The 19,381-nt window shown below is 70.0% G+C and carries 14 protein-coding genes; 9 read left to right on the top strand and 5 right to left on the bottom strand.

The genetic code is table 11. The features are described from left to right. Positions 1–297 precede the first annotated feature (297 nt). Positions 298–1,320, bottom strand: coding sequence for a branched-chain amino acid ABC transporter permease (locus HLB44_RS28065; protein ID WP_173130833.1), 1,023 nt, complete (start codon positions 1,318–1,320; stop codon positions 298–300). 120 nt (positions 1,321–1,440) lie between these two features. Between HLB44_RS28065 and HLB44_RS28060 the strand changes: the two genes are divergently transcribed. From HLB44_RS28060 to HLB44_RS28035, 6 genes are read left to right on the top strand one after another with little or no spacing between them, the layout of a single operon-like run. Beyond that, on the top strand, positions 1,441–2,334 hold the full coding sequence (locus tag HLB44_RS28060) for a MurR/RpiR family transcriptional regulator (RefSeq protein ID WP_173130830.1): 894 nt from the start codon (positions 1,441–1,443) through the stop codon (positions 2,332–2,334). Next, positions 2,331–4,250, top strand: a complete 1,920-nt coding sequence (locus HLB44_RS28055; protein ID WP_173130827.1) for a bifunctional 5-dehydro-2-deoxygluconokinase/5-dehydro-2-deoxyphosphogluconate aldolase — start codon at positions 2,331–2,333, stop codon at positions 4,248–4,250. The genes HLB44_RS28060 and HLB44_RS28055 overlap by 4 nt, the downstream gene beginning before the upstream one ends. After that, entirely contained in the window at positions 4,247–5,155 is a 909-nt protein-coding gene (locus HLB44_RS28050) for an NAD(P)-dependent oxidoreductase (RefSeq protein WP_173130824.1), read from the top strand. Before HLB44_RS28055 ends, HLB44_RS28050 begins: the two co-directional genes overlap by 4 nt. A gap of 33 nt (positions 5,156–5,188) precedes the next feature. Beyond that, positions 5,189–6,517, top strand: a complete 1,329-nt coding sequence (locus HLB44_RS28045; RefSeq protein ID WP_173130821.1) for an ABC transporter substrate-binding protein — start codon at positions 5,189–5,191, stop codon at positions 6,515–6,517. Between the two features lie 27 nt (positions 6,518–6,544). Further along, a complete protein-coding gene (locus HLB44_RS28040; RefSeq protein ID WP_217283823.1) occupies positions 6,545–7,468 on the top strand; it encodes a branched-chain amino acid ABC transporter permease in 924 nt (307 codons plus the stop codon). A 4-nt stretch (positions 7,469–7,472) separates the two neighbouring features. Beyond that, positions 7,473–8,270, top strand: coding sequence for an SDR family NAD(P)-dependent oxidoreductase (locus HLB44_RS28035; RefSeq protein ID WP_173130818.1), 798 nt, complete (start codon positions 7,473–7,475; stop codon positions 8,268–8,270). Positions 8,271–8,278: 8 nt separating this feature from the next. Here the strand turns inward: HLB44_RS28035 and ahpF are convergent, their stop codons facing one another. From ahpF to HLB44_RS28015, 4 genes are all read right to left on the bottom strand, one after another. Beyond that, the gene (ahpF, locus tag HLB44_RS28030; protein ID WP_173130815.1) at positions 8,279–9,868 is read right to left on the bottom strand and encodes an alkyl hydroperoxide reductase subunit F; all 1,590 of its coding nucleotides are present in this window, start codon (positions 9,866–9,868) and stop codon (positions 8,279–8,281) included. A 93-nt stretch (positions 9,869–9,961) separates the two neighbouring features. Continuing rightward, entirely contained in the window at positions 9,962–10,525 is a 564-nt protein-coding gene (ahpC, locus tag HLB44_RS28025) for an alkyl hydroperoxide reductase subunit C (protein ID WP_173130812.1), read from the bottom strand. Positions 10,526–10,632: 107 nt separating this feature from the next. Continuing rightward, a complete protein-coding gene (locus HLB44_RS28020; RefSeq protein WP_173130810.1) occupies positions 10,633–12,423 on the bottom strand; it encodes a DUF885 domain-containing protein in 1,791 nt (596 codons plus the stop codon). A 27-nt stretch (positions 12,424–12,450) separates the two neighbouring features. Then, positions 12,451–14,190, bottom strand: coding sequence for a DUF4253 domain-containing protein (locus HLB44_RS28015; RefSeq protein WP_173130807.1), 1,740 nt, complete (start codon positions 14,188–14,190; stop codon positions 12,451–12,453). 120 nt (positions 14,191–14,310) lie between these two features. On the opposite strand from HLB44_RS28015, the gene HLB44_RS28010 reads away from it, so the two are divergent. From HLB44_RS28010 to HLB44_RS28000, 3 genes are all read left to right on the top strand, one after another. After that, positions 14,311–16,089 (top strand): NADH-ubiquinone oxidoreductase-F iron-sulfur binding region domain-containing protein, encoded by a 1,779-nt coding sequence (locus tag HLB44_RS28010; RefSeq protein ID WP_173130804.1) that lies wholly within the window; start codon positions 14,311–14,313, stop codon positions 16,087–16,089. Then, positions 16,089–18,923 (top strand): formate dehydrogenase subunit alpha, encoded by a 2,835-nt coding sequence (gene fdhF / locus HLB44_RS28005; protein ID WP_173130801.1) that lies wholly within the window; start codon positions 16,089–16,091, stop codon positions 18,921–18,923. Before HLB44_RS28010 ends, fdhF begins: the two co-directional genes overlap by 1 nt. Before the next feature lie 67 nt (positions 18,924–18,990). Beyond that, a complete protein-coding gene (locus tag HLB44_RS28000; protein WP_173130798.1) occupies positions 18,991–19,380 on the top strand; it encodes a DUF488 domain-containing protein in 390 nt (129 codons plus the stop codon). Position 19,381: the final 1 nt, after the last annotated feature.

Raw genomic sequence — 19,381 nt, 5'->3', positions numbered from 1 at the left:
GGCCACGGGGTACCCGCTGCCGCTCGTGTCCCCCGGTCGCTCCGCTCCCTCCTCCTCTTACCTCGCTGCAGCGGGTACCCCATGTCCTTGGCAAGCGCGATGCAGTGGCGTGCGAAGGATGAATACCAGAGACGGGCCGGATCAGGACGGCAGGGTGCCCTGTGGAGCGAGGTAAGAGGAGGAGGGAGCGGAGCGACCGGGGGACACGAGCGCAACAGGGCGCCCTGGCGGCCTGATCTCGCTGAGTCTTCAACCGCAATGGCCGCAACGGGCCGTGATCCATCACTCGCGGATGGTTCATCCCAAGCTCTCCTTGTGCTCGATGCGTGCGGCCGACGGCGCCGGCGTCTTGTGCAGCCGTGCCGCCCATTCCTGCCACAGCCCGGCCAGGCCCTCGGGTTTCAGCAGCACCATGCCGATGAAGATCAGCCCGTACCACAGCAGCCAGGTTTCGGTGTAAGCGCCGAGCAGGTCGCGCGCGAGGATGAAGAAGGCGGCACCGGCCAGCGGACCCCAGAAGCTGACCAGTCCGCCGCCGATCAGCACCATCATCACGACGAAGCCGGAGTTGTGCAGGCTCATCACGTTCGGATAGGCCGACTGCTGGGCCATCGCGAACAGCGCACCGGCGAGACCCGCAATCGCCGCCGACAGCGTGAAGACCAGCCACTTGTAGAGCCAGACGTGGTGGCCGACGAAGGCGGCGCGCAGCTCGTTCTGGCGGATCGCCGCGAGCACGCGGCCGAACGGTGAATGGATCAGCCGCCACAGCAGCGCCATCACGATCGCCAGCACGGCGATGCAGAAGAAGAACAGCGCCTCGTTGCTGGCCAGCGGCAGCGTCGCGAAGCCGAAGTCGGCCGGCAGGCGCTTGATGTTCAGCAGACCGTCCTCGCCGCCGGTGACCGAATGCCACTTGATGGCGATGAACCAGCCGACCTGGCCGAAGGCGATGGTCAGCAGCGCGTAGTAGATGCCGCGGCGATGGGAGATGAAGAGGGCGACCAAGGCGCCGGCAAGCGCCGCAGCAAGCACTGCACCGAGCAGGTCGAGCCAAAGGTTGGCCACCCACCGCTGCTGCAGCAAACCAAACGCATAAGCCCCGATGCCGAAGTAGGCGCCATGGCCGAACGACGGCAGCCCGGTGCCGCCGAGCAGCAGGTTGTAGCCGAGCGCGAACAGCATCCAGATCGCGACCTCGAGCGCGAGGTACTGGTAGAGCCCCGCCTGCTGCAGCCACAGCGGCGTCGACAGCAGCAGGCCCAGTGTCGCCAGCATCGGCCAGGGCAGGCGTTTCGCGGGACCGCTGCGGGTGCGCATGCTCGAAAACCCTTTCGACGGGGCGTTGGAAAAGACTGGACAGGAATCGAATGTACGTTCTATGCTTTCCACAAGCAAGAACGTTTATTCTCGTTTGATTCAGATTCAGGGCAACTCCCGATGACCCCCGCAGGCAGCTACGAAGAGTTGAAAGGCGTGATCTCCAGCGCTTTCCCGACGCTGTCGAAACAGCAGCAGCGCATTGCGCGTTTCGCGCTCGAGAACCCGCACGAGCTGGCGCTCGGCACCGTGGCTGCGCTGGCCGAGGCCACCGAGGTGCAGCCGTCGGCGATGGTGCGTTTCGCCAACGCGCTCGGCTACCGCGGCTTCTCGGAGATGCAGCAGGTCTTCCGCGGCCACCTGGTCGAGCGCTCCGGCAGCAGCTACCGCGAGCGCATCGACCAGCTGCGCCGCAAGCAGTTCAATGGTGGCGGCACGCCCGGCGGCGTGCTGCACCAGCTGGTCGGCGATGCGGTCGCCGATCTCGGACAACTGGAGGAGGGCATCCGCGCGGCGGACCTGCAGGCCGCGGTGACGCTGATCGCGCGGGCCGAGCGCATTCACGTGCTCGCGCAGCGGCGCGCGTTTCCGGTGGCGTGTTACCTGGCCTATGCGCTCGGCCGGCTCGAGCTGCCGGCGCAGCTGCTCGATGGTGTCGGCGGCATGCTGCGCGACGGCCTGCGCCTGATCGGTGCGCGCGATGTGCTGATCGTCGCCAGCTTCCGGCCGTATTCGCCGGAGGTGCTCGAAGCGGCGCAGGCCTGTGCCGCGCGGAAGGTGCCGGTGATCGCACTGACCGATGCGCCGTTGTCGCCGCTGCAGGCCTCGGCGCGCGTGTGCTTCGAGATTGCCGACGATTCGTCGCGGCCGTTCCGCTCGCTGGTCGCGCCCTTGTGCCTGGCGCAGGCGCTGGTGGTCAGCACCGGACACCGCCTGGCCGAGCAGGGCAGCGCCAAGCCGGCGGCGCGCACCGCGAAAACGACCAGGACGAGCAAGCAGGCGAGCGCCTCATGACCCGCCGCTTCGACCTGATCTGCCTCGGCCGCGCCGCGGTCGACCTGTACGGCGACCAGATCGGCGGCCGTCTCGAGGACATGCGCAGCTTCGCCAAGTACCTCGGCGGCTCGCCCGCGAACACTGCAGTCGGCCTGGCGCGCCTGGGCCTCAAGCCGGCCATGCTGACCCGCGTCGGCGACGAGCACAACGGCCGCTTCGTGCGCGAGTCGCTGGCGGCCGAGGGCGTCGACGTGAGCCGCGTGCGCATCGACCCCGAGCGGCTGACTGCGCTGGTGTTCCTCGGCATCCAGGACCGCGACACCTTCCCGCTGATTTTCTATCGCGCAAATTGCGCGGACATGGGTCTGTGCGAAAACGACATCGAGCCCGGCTTCATCGCCGATGCCGGTGCGCTGCTGATCTCCGGCACGCACCTGTCGCAGCCCGGCACGCGCGCCGCGTGCGAGGCGGCGATCGCCGCGGCGCACGCCGCCGGAACGCGGGTGATCCTGGACATCGACTACCGGCCGGTGCTGTGGGGGCTGACCGCGCCGGGCCTCGGCGAGCAGCGTTTCGTCGAGAGCGCGCAGGTCAGCGCCGTGCTGCAGTCCATCGTGCCGCATTGCGACCTTGTCGTCGGCACCGACGAGGAGATCCACATCGCCGGTGGCAGCATCGATTCGATCGTCGCACTGAAGCGGCTGCGTGTCCTGACGCCCGGCCTGCTGGTGCTCAAGCGCGGCGCTGCCGGCTGCGTCGCCTTCGCTGGCCCGATCCCCGCAATGCTCGATGAAGGCCTGCAGGGCCCGGGCTTTCCGATCGAGGTCTTCAACGTGCTCGGCGCCGGCGATGCCTTCATGGCCGGTTTCCTGCGCGGCTGGTTGAAGGACGAGCCGCTGGAGCGCTGCTGCCGCTGGGGCAATGCCTGCGGCGCGCTGGTCGTCTCGCGCCACGGTTGCGCGCCGGCGATGCCGAGCTGGACCGAGCTGCAGCATTTCCTGTTCCATGGCAGCCCGACGCGGCGGCTGCGCGAGGACGCGCAGCTCGAACACCTGCACCGCGTGACGACGCGCACGCGCGCCTGGCCCGAGCTGCTGGTGCTCGCCGTCGACCACCGCGCGCAGCTGCAACAGCTGGCCGAGGCGCACGGGCAGGGCGCAGTGCGCATCCAGCGCTTCAAGCAACTGGTCGACGCCGCGGCAGTGCAGGGTGCCGCCGGCCGGCCTGGCGCCGGCATCATTCTGGACAGCAGCTATGGCGAGGCCGTGTTCCCGGCGACCATCGGCCGCGGCTGGTGGATCGCCCGCGCGGTCGAGCGGCCCGGCTCGCGGCCGCTCGAATTCGAGGCGCCCGAAGGCCTGGCACTTGCGCTGCGGCACTGGCCTGCCGACCACGTCGCCAAGTGCCTGCTGCTGCACCATCCCGACGATCCGCCGACGCTGCGCGCAACGCAGCTCGAACGCCTGGCCGAGCTGCAGCGCATCTGCATCGCCGACGCACGCGAGTGGCTGCTCGAAGTGATGCCGCCGCGCGAGTTGCCGAGCCACGAGCGCACGCTGGCCGAGGCGCTGGCGCAGCTTTACGACGCCGGCCTGAAGCCCGACTGGTGGAAGTTGCCGCCGTCCGGCGAGGCCGGCTGGTGCGCGATCGCCGACGTGATTGCGCGCCACGATCCCCACTGCCGCGGCGTGCTGCTGCTCGGCAATGATGCCGACGACGAGGCGATCGCGCGCAGCTTCCACACTGCCGCGCCGCATCCGATCTGCCGCGGCTTCGCGATCGGCCGCACCGTCTTCGCGCCGGCCGCGCGCGCCTGGTTCGCCGGCGAGATCGGCGATGACGCGGTGATCGACGATGTCGCCCGCCGCTACGCGCAGCTGATCGCCCACTGGGACGCCGCGCGCCACCCCACATCCGAAAGGAGCGTCGCATGACGCAGCAGCAGATCGGCCTGGTCGGCCTGGGCATGATGGGGCACGGCATCGCGCGCAATCTGCTCGCGAAGGGCTTCGGCCTGCGCTTCAAGGCGCACCGCAGCCGCGACACGCTGGCCGACCTGCTCGCGGCCGGCGCGCAGGAGCTCGACACCCATGCGGCGCTGGCGCGCGAATGCGATGCGGTGATCGTCTGCGTCACCGGCTCGCCGCAGGTCGAGGAAGTGGTGTACGGCCGCGGCGGCCTGCTCGAAGGCGCGCGGCCAGGGCTGCGCATCATCGATTGTTCGACCGCCGAGCCGGCGTCGACGGCGCGCCTCCGCGCGGATCTCGCCGCGCGCGGCGCGAAGCTGATCGATGCGCCGCTGGCGCGTACGCCGAAGGAGGCCGAGGAGGGCCGGCTGAACACGATGGTCGGCGCCGAGGCAGAAGACTTCGCGGCGATCGAGCCGGTGCTGCGCGCCTTCTGCGAAAACATCTTCCACGTCGGCCCGCCCGGGCACGGCCATGTGCTCAAGCTCGTCAACAACATGATGGCGATGAGCTTCGCCTGCGCGATCGCCGAGGCCTTCGCCGTCGCCGCCAAGTCGGGGCTCGATCTGAACAAGCTCTACGACGTGGTCTCGGTCGGCGGCGTCAACTGCGGCATCTTCCAGATGATGGCCACGCGCACGCTGAAGGAAGGCGCGCTCGACGGCTTCAAGTTCGGCATCGGCAATGCGCGCAAGGACCTGCGCTACTACGCGCACCTGGCCGAGACGCTGCCGGTGGCCAGCCCGATCGGCGCCGCGACGCACCAGGCGCTGGTGCAGGCGGTGAACCTGGGTTTCGGCGAACACCTGATCGCCTCGCTGTTCGAGGCCCAGGAGCAATTGAACGACGTGCGCATCGTGCCGCGCGCCTGAACTGACGTCCGTGCATCACACGAGGAGACGACCATGAGCGACCGTTCCGACCTGCCGTCCGATCCGACCACCCGCCGCACGCTGCTGAAGCGTTCGAGCCTCGCGCTGCTGGGCGCCGGGCTCTACGGCGCCGCACCGTTCTACGGGCCGTGGAAGCACAACCATGCCTGGGCGCAAGCGGCGGCGAAGAAGCCGCTGGTGATCGGGCTGACGATGGACGCGTCGGGGCAGTACGCGGCGTCCGGCGGCGAGGAGCGGCTGGGCGCGATGATGGCGATCCGGGAGTTCAACGAGAAGGGCGGCGTGCTCGGCCGGCGCATCGAAGCGCTGCACATGGACACCGAGACCACGCCGGCGACCGGCTCGCGCGTGGCCGAACGTCTGATCACGCGCAACGAGGCGGCCTTCCTGATCGGCGCGGTGCACTCGGGCGTGGCGAATGCGATCTCGCAGGTGGCGCAGAAGTACGGCACGATCTTCCTGAACACCAACTCGAGCTCGCCGACCGAGGCCGGCAAGGACTGCCACCGCGTCAAGTTCGTCTGGGACGGCAACGGCAGCAATTTCTCGCAGGCCATCGTCAAGAACGCGATGAAGGCCAGCGGCAAGAACTGGGTGCTGCTGACCAACGACTACGTGTGGGGCCACAACACCTCGAAGGCGACGCGTGCGGTGGTCGAGGCCAACGGCGGCAAGATCGTCGAAGAGCTGTTGGTGCCGCAGAACACGCGCGACTTCTCGCCGTATCTCTTGAAGCTGCAGCAGCTGAAGCCGCAGGTCGTGGCCACCGCGGTCGGCGGCGACGACATCAAGGCGCTGCGCCAGCAGGTCGTGCAATTGAAGCTGCACCAGGCGGCGGCGTGGATCAACAACCAGCAGGACTGGCCCGATGTCTACGGCCTCGGACCGGAGGCGATCTTCGGCGTCTTCGGCACCACGTGGTACTACCGGCTCGGCCTGCCGGGCGTCAAGGAATTCGTCGCGGCGTACCAGAAGCAGTACCCGGGCATGGCGATCCGCGTGCCGGGCAATGTCTATCACAACGGCTACATGGCCACGCGTGAGCTGCTGCGCTGCGTCGAGGAGGCCGGCACGACCAACAACCTGGCGGTGATCAAGAAGCTCGAAGGCCGCAAGATGGCTGCCGCCGACCGGCTGCAGCACTTCGACGCGTGGATCGACCCGGTGACGCATCACTGCCAGCAGACGATCTACATGGCCAGCTACAACGACGCGCCGGCCGAGAAGGACGACATCTTCAAGATCCTGGCGCAGATCGATCCGAAGGAGGTGCAGGACAAGGATGCGCCGGCGGCGTGCAAGCTGGAGACCTACGAGGCCACACCGAGTTACGAGGTATGACCAGTCCATCGAGCTACGAGGTCTGACTTGCTGCTGCAGCTCCTGCCGCACCTGCTGAACGGGCTGTCGCTCGGGCTGCTGTTCGCGCTGATCGCGCTCGGCTTCATGCTGATCGTCGGCGTGATGGAGACGATCAACCTGGCGCACGGCTCGCTCTTCGCGCTCGGCATGTACGCGGCGCTGTTCGTGATGGCGCCGCAGCTCGGCTGGTTCCCGCAGTTGCAGCAGTGGTACATGGCCCTGTCGGTCGAGCTGCGTTACCTGCTCGCGCTGGCGCTGGCGCCGGTCTTCGTCGGCCTCTTCGGCCTGCTGCTCGAGCTGTGCCTGCGCCGCACCTATGGCCGCGATCCGCTGTATGGACTGCTGCTGACCTTCGGCGCCGCGCTGGTGATCGAGGAGCTGATCCGACTGACGTGGGGCGCCACCGAGAAGCAGCTGCCGCTGCCGCAGGCGCTGAACGGCGCGGTGCTGATCGGCGACCTGATCTATGCCCGCTACCGCTTCTTCGCGACCGGCTTCGCGCTGCTGATGATCGTGCTGCTGTGGCTGTTCCTGGAGTACACGCCCTACGGCGCGATCATCAAGGCCGGTGCGCACGACAGCGAGATGGTGCGCGCGCTCGGCATCAACCTGTCGCGGCTGCGCATGGTGGTGTTCGCGATCGGCGTCGGGCTGGCGGCGCTGGCCGGCGTGGTGATGGCGCCGATCTGGGGCATCCGGCCGCAGGTGGGCGTCGATGCGGTCGTGCCGGCCTTCCTGATCATCGTGCTCGGTGGCGTCGGCTCGTTGTGGGGCGCGGTGATCGCTGGCTTGATGGTCGGGCTGGTCGTCGGCCTGACGGGGGCCTACGCGTCGGAATGGTCGCTGATGAGCATGTACCTGCTGTTCATCGCCATCGTCACCTGGCGGTCACGCGGGCTGTTCGGCAAGAAGAGCGTGCTGGACACTTGAAGCCATGGACACCGTGACACCGCCACTCGACACCGCGTCGCTGCGCGGGCTCTTCGACCTGCGCGGGCAGAGCGCACTGGTCGCCGGCGCGACCGGCGGCATCGGCGAAACGATCGCCTGGGCGCTGGCGATCGCCGGTGCGCGGATCGTGGTCGGCGCGCGCGACGAGGCCAAGGCAGCAGCGCTGGTCGACGTGCTGCGCGCCGGCGGTCACGACGCGTCGGCGACGCTGATCGATGCGCACTCGGTGCCGTCGATCCGCGACGGCGTCGCGGCGGCGGGGCGGATCGACATCCTCGTCAACTGCATCGGCATCCAGCGCGAGGAGCCGCTGCTCGACGTCACCGAGGCCGCCTACGACGAGGTACTGCAGCTGAACCTGAAGGCCGCGATGTTCCTCGCGCAGGCGGCAGCCAAGGCGCAGATCGCTTCGCGGCGCGGCGGCGCGCAGTTGCATCTGCTGTCGGTGCGCGCGCAGCTCGGCCTGCGCGGCCGCGGCTACTCGGCCTATTGCAGCAGCAAGGGCGGGCTGCAGATGCTGGTGCGCCAGCATGCCAGCGAGCTGGCCCCGCACGGCATCCGCGTCAACGGCCTGGCGCCGACTGTCGTGCGTACGGAAATGGCCCGGCACTGGCTCGAGAACCCCGCCACGCGCGAGCAGATCGTCGGCCGCATTCCGCTCGGCCGCGTCGCCGAGCCGGCCGACGTCGCCGGTGCGGCGGTGTTCCTGTGCAGCCCCGGCGCGGCCTTCGTGACCGGCCAGGTGCTGTATCTGGACGGCGGCATCACCGCCTGCCAATAGGCGCCGACTTACGCGGCCACGGCCTCCGGTACCGACGTCCTGATCAAGTGATCGAACGCCCCGAGCGCCGCCTTCGCGCCATCACCGGCCGCGATGATGATCTGCTTGAACGGCACCGTCGTCACGTCGCCGGCGGCGAACACGCCGGCCAAGCTGGTCGCGCCGCGCGCGTCGACGATGATCTCGCCGTGCTTGCTCAGCGCCAGCGTGCCGCGCAGCCATTCGGTGTTCGGCTGCAGGCCGATCTGCACGAAGACGCCTTCGAGCGCAATGTCGTGCTCGGCGTCGGCCGTCCGGTCGCGCCAGCGCAGGCCATTGACCTTGCCGTCGGCGCCGGTGATCTCGGTCGTCTGCGCATTGATCACGATGCGCACGTTCGGCAGGCTCTCGAGCTTGCGCACGAGCACCGCATCGGCGCGCAGTTGCGGCGCGAATTCGAGCAGCGTGACTTCACGCACGATACCGGCCAGGTCGATCGCCGCCTCGACGCCGGAGTTGCCACCGCCGATCACCGCGACCCGCTTGCCCTTGAACAGCGGCCCGTCGCAGTGCGGGCAGTAGGCGACGCCGCGGTTGCGGTACTCGCGCTCGCCCGGCACGCCGACCTCGCGCCAGCGCGCTCCCGTCGACACCACGACGCTGCGGGCGCGCAGCGTCGCGCCATTGGCCAGCTGCACGCCGATCGGCGCGCCCGGCTCGTCGGCCGGGATCACGCGCTCGACGCGCTGCGCGTTCATCACGTCGACCTCGTATTCGCGCACGTGCTGCTCCAGCGCGACGGCGAATTTCGGGCCTTCGGTTTCCTTGACCGAAATGAAGTTCTCGATGCCCAGCGTGTCCAGGGTCTGGCCGCCGAAGCGCTCGGCCACCACGCCGGTGCGGATGCCCTTGCGCGCGGCGTACACCGCCGCCGCCGCACCGGCCGGGCCACCGCCGACGATCAGCATGTCGAACACCGGCTTGGCATGCAGGCGAACGGCTTCACGCTGCGCCGCGCCCGAGTCGAGCTTGGCGACGATCTCTTCGATACCCATGCGGCCCTGGCCGAAGACCTGCCCGTTCAGGTAAACCGTAGGTACCGCCATGATCTGGCGCTGCGCGATCTCGTCCTGGAACAGCGCACCGTCGATCGTCACGTGGCGCACGCGCGGGTTCAGCACCGCCAGCAGGTTCAGCGCCTGCACGACCTCCGGGCAGTTCTGGCAGCTCAGCGACATGTAGGTCTCGAAGACCAGGTCCTGTGCCGGCTCGAGCGCACGGATCTGCTCGATCAGCGCCGCGTCCAGCTTCGGCGGATGGCCGCCGGTCTGCAGCAGCGCGAGCACCAGCGAGGTGAACTCATGCCCCATCGGCACGCCCGCGAAGCGGATGCGCGCCGGCTCGCCGGGCAGGCCGATCGCGAACGACGGCGTGCGCTCGTCGGCGACCTCGGAGCGCTCGACCAGCGTGACCTTCGGCGACAGCTCGGCGATGTCGCGCAGCAGCGCGTGCAGCTCCTGCGACTTCGGCGTGTCGTCCAGCGCGGCGACCAGCACGATCGGGCGCTGCAGCTTCTCGAGGTAGGCCTTGAGCTGGGTCTTCAGGGCGGTGTCCAACATGGGCGTCAACTCCGGGTTCGAGGCAAAGGCCGTCCCCACCCGGGACCGTAAGGGTCCCGGGATGAACGGTCGCGAGCAGGGGGAGAAGCCGGCTTAGATCTTGCCGACCAGGTCCAGCGACGGCGCCAGCGTTTCGGCGCCCGGCGTCCACTTGGCGGGGCAGACTTCGCCCGGATGGTTGGCCACGTACTGGGCCGCCTGCACCTTGCGCAGCAGCTCTTGCGCGTCGCGGCCGATGCCGTTGTCGTGCACTTCCATCAGCTTGATCTGGCCCTCGGGGTTGATCACGAAGGTGCCGCGCAGCGCGAGGCCTTCTTCTTCGATCATCACGCCGAAGTTGCGCGTCAGCGTGCCGGTCGGGTCGCCGATCAGCGGGTACTTGATCTTCTTGATCGTGTCCGAGGTGTCGTGCCAGGCCTTGTGGGTGAAGTGCGTGTCGGTCGACACGCCGTAGATCTCGACGCCGAGCGACTTGAAGGTGTCGTAGTGGTCGGCCAGGTCACCCAGCTCGGTCGGGCAGACGAAGGTGAAGTCGGCCGGGTAGAAGAACAGCACCGACCACTTGCCCTTCAGGCTGGTTTCGCTCAGCTCGACGAACTTGCCGTTGTGGTAGGCGGTCGCCTTGAACGGCTTGACTTGGGTGTTGATGAGGGACATGGGTTCGACTCCGTTTGTTGATGAGTGAGGACTGACAACGGAGTGAACTCTAGCTGCGGTGCAGCATTGCGTGGGTTGATTGATCAGATAACGGTCATTGCAAATCTTTATCGGGCGACTTCCGCTACCACGGCACCCGAGCGCTGGATCCAGGCGTCGACCTGGCGCTCCAGCACGTCCAGCGGCATCGGGCCCTGGTCGAGGATCACGTGGTGGAACTGCCGGATGTCGAAACGGCTCTTCAGCGCCTGCTTCGCGCGCTCGCGCAGCGCCAGGATGCGCTGCTGGCCGACCATGTAGGCCAGCGCCTGGCCGGGGTTGGACAGGTAGCGGTCGACCTCGGCGGCCATCGATCCGGCGTCCATGCCGGTCTGCTCGATCATGTAGCTGAGCGCTTGCTGTCGCGTCCAGCCCTTGGCATGCAGGCCGGTGTCGACCACCAGCCGCACGGCGCGGAACATCTGCGCCTGCAGGTGGCCGAAGCGGCTGTACGGATCGGTGTACAGCCCGAGCTCGCTGCCCAGCGTCTCGGCATACAGCGCCCAGCCCTCGCCGTAGGCGGTGTAGAAGGCGCTGCGGCGGAAGGCCGGCAGGTCGCGCAGCTCGAGCGCGCGGGCCGTCTGCAGGTGATGGCCGGGCGCCGCCTCGTGTGCGACCAGCGTTTCCATGCTCCAGGTCGGCGTGGCCTTGTAGGCCTGCGTATTGGCGTTGAACCAGCCGGCACGCGTGCCGTCGGCCGAGCCGCGGCTGTAGTTGGCGGCAGCGCCGGGGCCCAGGTAGGCCGGCATCGAGCGGATGCCGTAGGGCAGGCGCGGCAGCTCGGCGAAGAGCTTCGGCAGCTCGGGATCGATGCGCTTGGCGATCTCGCGGTAGCCGGCGAGCATCGCCTCGGGACTGGCATGGAAGAACTTCGGATCCGAGTTCAGGTAGCTCAGGAACGCGTCCCAGCCGCCGGTGAAGCCGCTCGAGCGCATCACCTCTTCCATCTGCCGGCGCAGCTGCCCGACCAGCTCGAGGCCCATCGCGTGGATCTGGTCCGGCGTCAACGCCGTCGTCGTGTGCTCCTGCACCAGCGCGGCATACACCTCGGCCCCGCCCGGATAGCCCGAATACGCGCCCTCGGCCGGCGCGGCGGCGAGGTAGGGTCCGGCGAGGAAGTCGCGCAGCCGGCGCAGCGCCGGTTGCGCCTGTTCGCCGATCAGCTTCAGCGCGCGCTCGCGCAGCTGGCGCTGCTCGTCCAGCGGGATCGCCGAGCCGAGCGTCTTGAAGGGTTCCATGATCGGGCTGGCCTCGGGGGCGCCCAGCAGGCCGTCGAGGGTGATCAGCGCGCGCTGCAACACCGGCTTCGACGGCACCCAGCCCAGGCGCATGCCCTCGCGCAGGTTGTTGATCTCCTGGTCGATGAAGGCCGGGAAGGCGCCAACGCGGGCGAGCATCTGCTCGACCTGCGGCCGCGTCGAGTTGGCGTTGAAGCGCAGCACCTCGGGCAGCGCGGTGTGCGGGCCGCGCATCGAGCCGACCGACATCGTGCGGTAACCGGCGAAGGCCTGGTGCCGCACCTCGCGTTGCAGGCGTTCGAGTGCCATGTCGAGCGAGACCAGGTCGGTGGCGCCGAGCTTGGTGCGATCGATCGCGCGCAGTTGCTGCAGCCGCTCGCGTGCCGCGCGGTCGCGCTGCTCGCGTGCGGCGGGGCGGTTGTCGGTCCAGCGATCGTCGAAGCGGTGGTCGCCGCGAAAGGTCGCCCATTCGGGATGCTCGCGGGCAAGCGCTTCCCATTGCGCTTCGAACAGCGCGTGCAGGCGTTGCGCTTCGGCCGGGTCGGCCTGCGCCGACGCCGGCTGGGGCAGCAGGGCGGCGGCTCCGAGCAGCAGGGCGGCGGTCGTGCGGATGAGGGTCATCGTCGAGCTCTCCTTGGTGGCCCGCTGTCAGGGCCGCTCATGCAGGAACCAGCGCTCGTGCCCGAGCAAGCCGCGCGCGTAGTGGCGCAGCGTGGCCGCGAAGTCGAGCGCGCGGCTGCTGGCCAGGTGGTGTTCGTGCGCCAGCGCCAGCGCGGCGTCGAGCTGTTCTGGCGGCCGCGCGGCGACGAGCTGCAGCATGGTGCCGTAGTGCGCGAACAGCTCGGCGCCGAAACGCTCGCGCCAGCGGCGCATCAGCGCGATCATGCCGGCCGCGCCGCCGTCCAGGCAGCCGTACCAGTGCAGGTAGGCCAGGGCATCCTCGCTGCGCGGTGTCGGCAGGAAGACGAGCTGCGCGTTGTCGGGCTCGAACCAGCCGGGCATCGCGAGCGTCGGGTCCGGTTCGTCAGCATCGGCGCCGCCGGCGTCCTCGGCGGGTGCTTCGCGCCCGGCTGCCTTGCGTGCCAGGTAGGCCTCGAGGTCGACGGCCTCGGCCGCCGCCAGGACAGCGCGCGGCGACACGTCGTCCGCCGCCGGCCCGTTCTCGAACTCGAAGCGGGAGAACAGTTCGTCGGCGACGGAGGCCGGGTCGAGCGGCGTGCGCCTGTTGCCCCAGAGCGTGGTGACGAGTGGCCAGCGCTGCGTGCGATCGACCGCTGCCCGCGCGCGCTGCCACAGCGGGTAGGCGGACTCCACCGGGCAGGCAGCGGCATACGCACGTTCGCTCGTGCCGAGGATCGGCAGTTCGACGAAGTCCAGGCCGGCGAGCGGGGTGCCGGCGAGCTGCGCGACGAAGGAGGCCAGCGTGTCGCCGTTCCACTGCGGCTGCGCCGGCACGGACGGCGCCCGCTGCGGGCGTTCATCCAGCAGCTCGAGGTAGCGATCCGCCGCGGCGGCATGCACGTGCAGGGCCGCGCGGAAGTGGCCCGCAGCGAGCGCCTCGCGCACGGGTTCGGTCGTCGCCATCTCCAGCAGCGGGGCGGCGCAAGCCGGGTCGATCTCGTACCACCCGGCGACGATCGTGGCCGCGCTGTCGGGCCGAGCGTCTGCGCACTCCAGCAGGACGGCGGCCCGGAAGATGAATTCGCTCAGCCAGTCGGTGGGCAGCTCGTGCCGGAGCAAGTGCGCGGCGGCCGCTTCGGCGATGGTCGCCGTCGGGATCGCCCGCGCCTCGTCGGCGATCTCGGCACCGGCGAACTGCAGCCGCGCCAGCAGGGCCTGCAGGTCCGCCGCCGGCAACGATTCCAGCACGTCGTCCGGCGGCATCTCGACCGGCTCGCCGCCGAATCCGAAGCGCTCGGCGATGCGCCGCTTCAGGATCACCTGGGCATCGAGGCAGAACTGCGTGAACGGCGGCCGTTGGCCGCCGAAGGACGACGTGGTGTGCGCAATCGTCATCAGGCCCGCCTCGGTCCAGCCCTGGCCGGCAGGCGCCAGTTGTTGCGCGGTGGTCATTGCCATCGAGCGCAGTTGCTGCGCGGCCTCCTGCTCGGCCCAGGAGGCCAGCGCGTCGTGCGCACGCGCGGGTTCGTCGCCCACCGGCGGGCAGGCGCGTCCGGCCAGCAGGCACGTGCGCGGCAGCAGTTGTGCCAGTTGCCGCGCCGATGCGCCATGGCGGCCGATGCGCCACGGGCCGTCCGACTGCAGCTTGTGCAACGCGTCGGCTGCCGCGGCTGCCAGCCCGCCGGCGGCCAGCGTGCAGGCATTGGCCATCAGTTCGGCGGCGGCTTGATCCAGGTCGGCGTGCCGCAGGCTCGTCATCGTCAGCATCCCATTCCTCCCTCGCTGTCCTGGTGATGATGCGTTGGCGCCGCATCCTACGCGCGCTGCGGGCGGTGACCGCCGACGCACAATCCCGAGTGACGACCACGCGACCGACTGCCCCGGACGATGACACCCGATCCCGCTTCGCCACCCGTTGCAGCACCTGCGGCCGATGACCGGCGCCGCCGCGGCCCCGGACGGCTGAAGGGCCGCCAGCCCGAGGCCATCGCCGTCGCCGACGTACGTGCACTGATCGGCCCGGGGCCGCATCCGCGCGACCGGCTGATCGAGCTGCTGCACCTGCTGAATGACCGCTGGGGGCTGCTGTACGAGCGCCACCTGGTCGCGCTGGCGGCGCAGATGCGGCTGTCGGTCGTCGAGGTCTACGAGGTCGCGAGCTTCTATCACCATTTCGACGTGGCCAGCGACGACACGCCGGCGCCGCGGGTCACGCTGCGGGTCTGCGATGGCCTGGCCTGCACGATGGCCGGTGCGGCCGCGCTGCATGAGGGCGTGGCGGCCGTGATCGGCGCGGATGTGCGGCTGCGCGCTGCGCCGTGCGTCGGACGCTGCGAGCAGGCGCCGGTTGCGGTGCTCGGGCAGCGGCCGCTGCCGCAGGCGACGCCGGGTGCGGTCGAAGCCGCGCTCGCCGCCGGCGAGCACACCCATCCGCTGGCCGACGACCGTGCGGTGTTCGATCCCGCGGCGGCGGCGCCGGCCGCATTGACGCCGCCCGATGGCGGCATCGCGCCGGCGTATGTCGGCTACGACGCCTACCGCGCGCAAGGTGGTTACCGCCTCGCCGCCGCGGTGGCCGGCGGCGAGCGCAGCGCCGACGACCTGATCCAAGCCCTCGACGATGCCGGCCTGCGCGGCCTGGGCGGCGCCGGCTTCCCGGCCGGGCGCAAGTGGCGCATCGTGCGCGCTTATCCGGCGCCGCGCCTGATGGCCGTCAACATCGACGAGGGCGAGCCCGGCACCTTCAAGGATCGCAGCTACCTCGAGCGCGACCCGCACCGCTTCCTCGAAGGCGTGCTGATCGCCGCGCAGGTCGTCGGCACCGAGGCGGTGTACCTCTACCTGCGCGACGAATACCACGGCTGCCGCGCGCTGCTCGAGCGTGAGCTCGCGCGGCTGCAGGCCGACCCGCCGTGCCCGCTGCCGCGTTTCGAGCTGCGCCGCGGCGCCGGCGCCTACATCTGCGGCGAGGAGTCCGCGATGATCGAAAGCATCGAGGGCAAGCGCGGGGAGCCGCGGCTGCGGCCGCCGTACATCGCCGAAGTCGGCCTGTTCGGGCGGCCCACGCTGGAGCACAACTTCGAGACGCTGTACTGGGTGCGCGACATCGCCCTGCGCGGCGCCGCCTGGCACACGTCCTTCGGCCGTCATGGCCGCACAGGGCTGCGCTCGTTCTCGGTCAGCGGCCGCGTGCGCTTGCCAGGCCTGAAGCTGGCGCCGGCCGGCATCACGCTGCGCGAGCTGGTCGACGAGTACTGCGGCGGCATGGCCGAGGGCCATACGCTGTACGGTTACCTGCCGGGCGGCGCCTCGGGCGGCATCCTGCCGGCAACGCTGGCCGACGTGCCGCTGGACTTCGACACGCTGCAGCCGCACGGCTCGTTCATCGGCTCGGCCGCGGTGACGGTGCTGTCGCAGGTCGACCGCGCGCGCGATGCCGCGCTGAACGCGATGCGCTTCTTCGCCGACGAGAGCTGCGGCCAGTGCACGCCGTGCCGCGTCGGCACCGACAAGGCGGCGCGATTGATGACGGCGCCGCACTGGGACCAGGCCACGCTCGACGACCTGTCCCAGGTGATGGCCGACGCATCGATCTGTGGCCTCGGCCAGGCGGCGCCCAACGTCGTGCGCTGCGTGCAGCGCTACTTTCCGGACGAGGTCAAGTGATGGGGACGAGCTTCACGCTCAACGGCGCCGCCTGCGACGCGCATCCCGGCGAATCGATCCTGCACGCCGCCGAGCGCCACGGCGTGGCGATCCCGCGCCTGTGTTACGCCGAAGGCCTGCGCGCCGACGGCAACTGCCGCGCCTGCGTCGTCGAGGTGCAAGGCGAGCGTGCGCTGGCGCCCTCCTGCTGCCGCGCGGTGCAGCCCGGCATGATCGTTGACACGCAAAGTGAGCGGGCACAGCGCAGCCAGAAGATGGTGCTGGAACTGCTGCTCGCCGACATGCCGGAGCAGGGCTACCAATGGGTCGACGGCGACGCCGCACGCCCGCACGGCGAGTTGAGCGACTGGGCCGCGCAGCTCGGCGTCATGGCGCGGCCGGCGCTCACCGCGCTGCGCCGTGAGCAGCCGCCGGCCGACCTCAGCCACCCGGCGATGGCCGTCAACCTCGATGCCTGCATCCAGTGCACGCGCTGCGTGCGCGCCTGCCGCGAGACGCAGGTCAACGACGTCATCGGCTACGCGCAGCGCGGCGCCCATTCGGCCATCGTCTTCGACCTCGCCGACGGCATGGGCGAAAGCTCCTGCGTCGCCTGCGGCGAGTGCGTGCAGGCCTGCCCGACCGGCGCGCTGAGCGCGAAGACCTTCATCGGCGACCGCAGCGTCGACCGCGAGGTGGATTCGGTCTGCCCGTACTGCGGCGTCGGCTGCCTGATCAGCTACCAGGTGAAGGATGACCGCATCGTCGCGGTGCAGGGCCGCGACGGGCCGGCGAACCGCGGGCGGCTGTGCGTCAAGGGCCGCTTCGGTTTCGACTACGTGCACCACCGCCAGCGGCTGACCAGGCCGCTGATCCGCAAGCCGGGCGTGCCGAAGGCGCTCAGCGGGCTGAAGCCCGAGCAGTGGTTCGAGGTTTTCCGCGAGGCCAGCTGGGACGAGGCGCTGGATCTCGCTGCCGGCGGGCTGAAACGGCTGCGCGACACCAAAGGGCCGAAGTCGCTCGCCGGCTTCGGCTCGGCCAAGGGCAGCAACGAGGAGGCCTACCTGTTCCAGAAGCTCGTGCGCACGGGCTTCGGCAGCAACAACGTCGACCACTGCACGCGGCTGTGCCACGCCTCGAGCGTCGCGGCGCTGCTCGAAGGTGTCGGCTCGGGGGCAGTCAGCAACCCGGTCAACGACGTGCAGCATGCCGAGCTGATCCTGGTGATCGGCGCGAACCCGAGCTCGAACCATCCGGTCGCCGCGACCTGGATGAAGAACGCCGCCGCGCGCGGCACGAAGATCGTGCTGGCCGACCCGCGGCGCACCGAGCTGTCGCGTCACGCGTGGCGCACGCTGCAATTCAAGGCCGATGCCGACGTCGCGCTGCTCAATGCACTGATCCACACGGTGATCCACGAAGGCCTCGCGGACCAGGACTTCGTGCGCGAGCGCACCGCGAACTACGAGGCGCTGGCCGCTCATGTCGCGGACTATTCTCCCGAGCGCATGGCGCCGCTGTGCGGCATCCCGGCCGAGACCATCCGCGAGGTGGCGCGCGCCTTCGCCACCGCCCGCGCGGCGATGGTGCTGTGGGGCATGGGCATCAGCCAGCATGTGCACGGCACCGACAACGCCCGCTGCCTGATCTCGCTGGTGGCAGTGAGCGGCCAGATCGGCAAGCCCGGCAGCGGGCTGCATCCGCTGCGCGGCCAGAACAACGTGCAGGGCGCCAGCGACGCCGGCCTGATCCCGATGATGTTCCCGAACTACCAGCGCGTCGACAACGCCGACGCGCACGCCTGGTTCGAACGGTTCTGGGGCACGCCGCTCGATCCGACGCCCGGCTACACCGTCGTCGAGATCATGCACAAGGCGCTGGCGCCGGACGACGATTCGCACAAGATCCGCGGCATGTACATCCTCGGCGAGAACCCGGCGATGAGCGACCCGGACCTGAACCACGCGCGCGCCGGCCTGGCGGCGTTGGAACACCTGGTCGTGCAGGACCTGTTCCTGACCGAGACCGCGTGGCTTGCCGACGTCGTGCTGCCGGCGTCCGGCTGGCCCGAGAAGACCGGCACGGTGACCAACACCGATCGCATGGTGCAGCTCGGCCGCCGCGCGCTGCCGCTGCCGGGCGATGCCCGGCTCGACCTGTGGATCGTGCAGCAACTCGCGCGCCGCATGGGGCTCGATTGGCGCTACGAGGGCGACGACGCCGGCGTCGCCGCGGTCTACGAGGAGATGCGCCAGGCGATGCATGCGTCGATCGCCGGCATCTCGTGGGAGCGGCTGCAGCGTGAGCACAGCGTGACCTACCCGTGCCTGAGCGAGGACGATCCGGGCCAGCCCATCGTCTTCATCGATCGCGTGCCGACGGCCGACGGTCGCATCCGCCTGGTGCCGGCGGACATCGTGCCGGCCGACGAGCGGCCTGACGACGACTACCCGTTCGTGCTGATCACCGGCCGCCAGCTCGAGCACTGGCACACCGGCAGCATGACGCGGCGCGCCGACGTGCTCGACGCGATCGAGCCGCTGCCGGTCGCCAGCCTGCACGGGATCGACCTGCAGCGGCTCGGCGTGGCGCCGGACGGCCTGCTGACGGTGGAATCACGCCGCGGCCGCGTCACGCTGCATGCCCGGCGCGACGACGGCACGCCGCTCGGCACCGTCTTCATCCCCTTCGCCTTCGCCGAGGCCGCCGCCAACCTGCTGACCAACGACGCGCTCGATCCCTTCGGCAAGATCGCCGAGGTCAAGTACTGCGCGGTGCGTTTGTCGCCCGGCGGTCCGGCGCTGGATGACATCGGTTATGGCGGCGGCGTGACGACCGAGGCGAGCGGACCATGAGCCCGCACGGCCGCCCGAAGGGCGAATTCCCCCTCGGGGGGACGGCGCGCAGCGCCAAGGGGGCTGCATGAGCCTGCGCATCGTGCGCCTGGGCACACCCCGCGCGCCCGACGAAGGCCTGCGCATCGGCACCGTGCGCCGCCCGCCGCGCGGCGTGCCGAAGGCCGAGTTCGCGATCCGCGACTTCTACGATGTCTGGCTGCCGGCGCTGGCGCCGACCGACGAGCTGTTGAAGCTCGGCCAGGGGGCGGAGACCGAGGCGCAGTGGGCCACGTTTGCACGCCGCTTCGCTGCGCAGCTGAAGGAACCGGACGCCGCGCACCTGCTGGACCTGCTGGCCGCGCTGTCGCACACGGCGGCCTTCGCCGTCGGCTGCTATTGCGAGAACGAAGCGCGTTGCCACCGCTCGGTGCTGCGCCTGCAATTCGAGCAGCGCGGCGCCACGATTTCCAACTGAG

Origin of the sequence: Pseudaquabacterium terrae (assembly GCF_013266755.1) — a bacterium.
In the GTDB taxonomy this organism is placed as follows: Bacteria; Pseudomonadota; Gammaproteobacteria; order Burkholderiales; family Burkholderiaceae_C; genus Pseudaquabacterium; species Pseudaquabacterium terrae.
The sequence above is the reverse complement of the archived record's forward strand: the minus strand, read 5'-3'. Positions and strand labels throughout refer to the sequence as shown.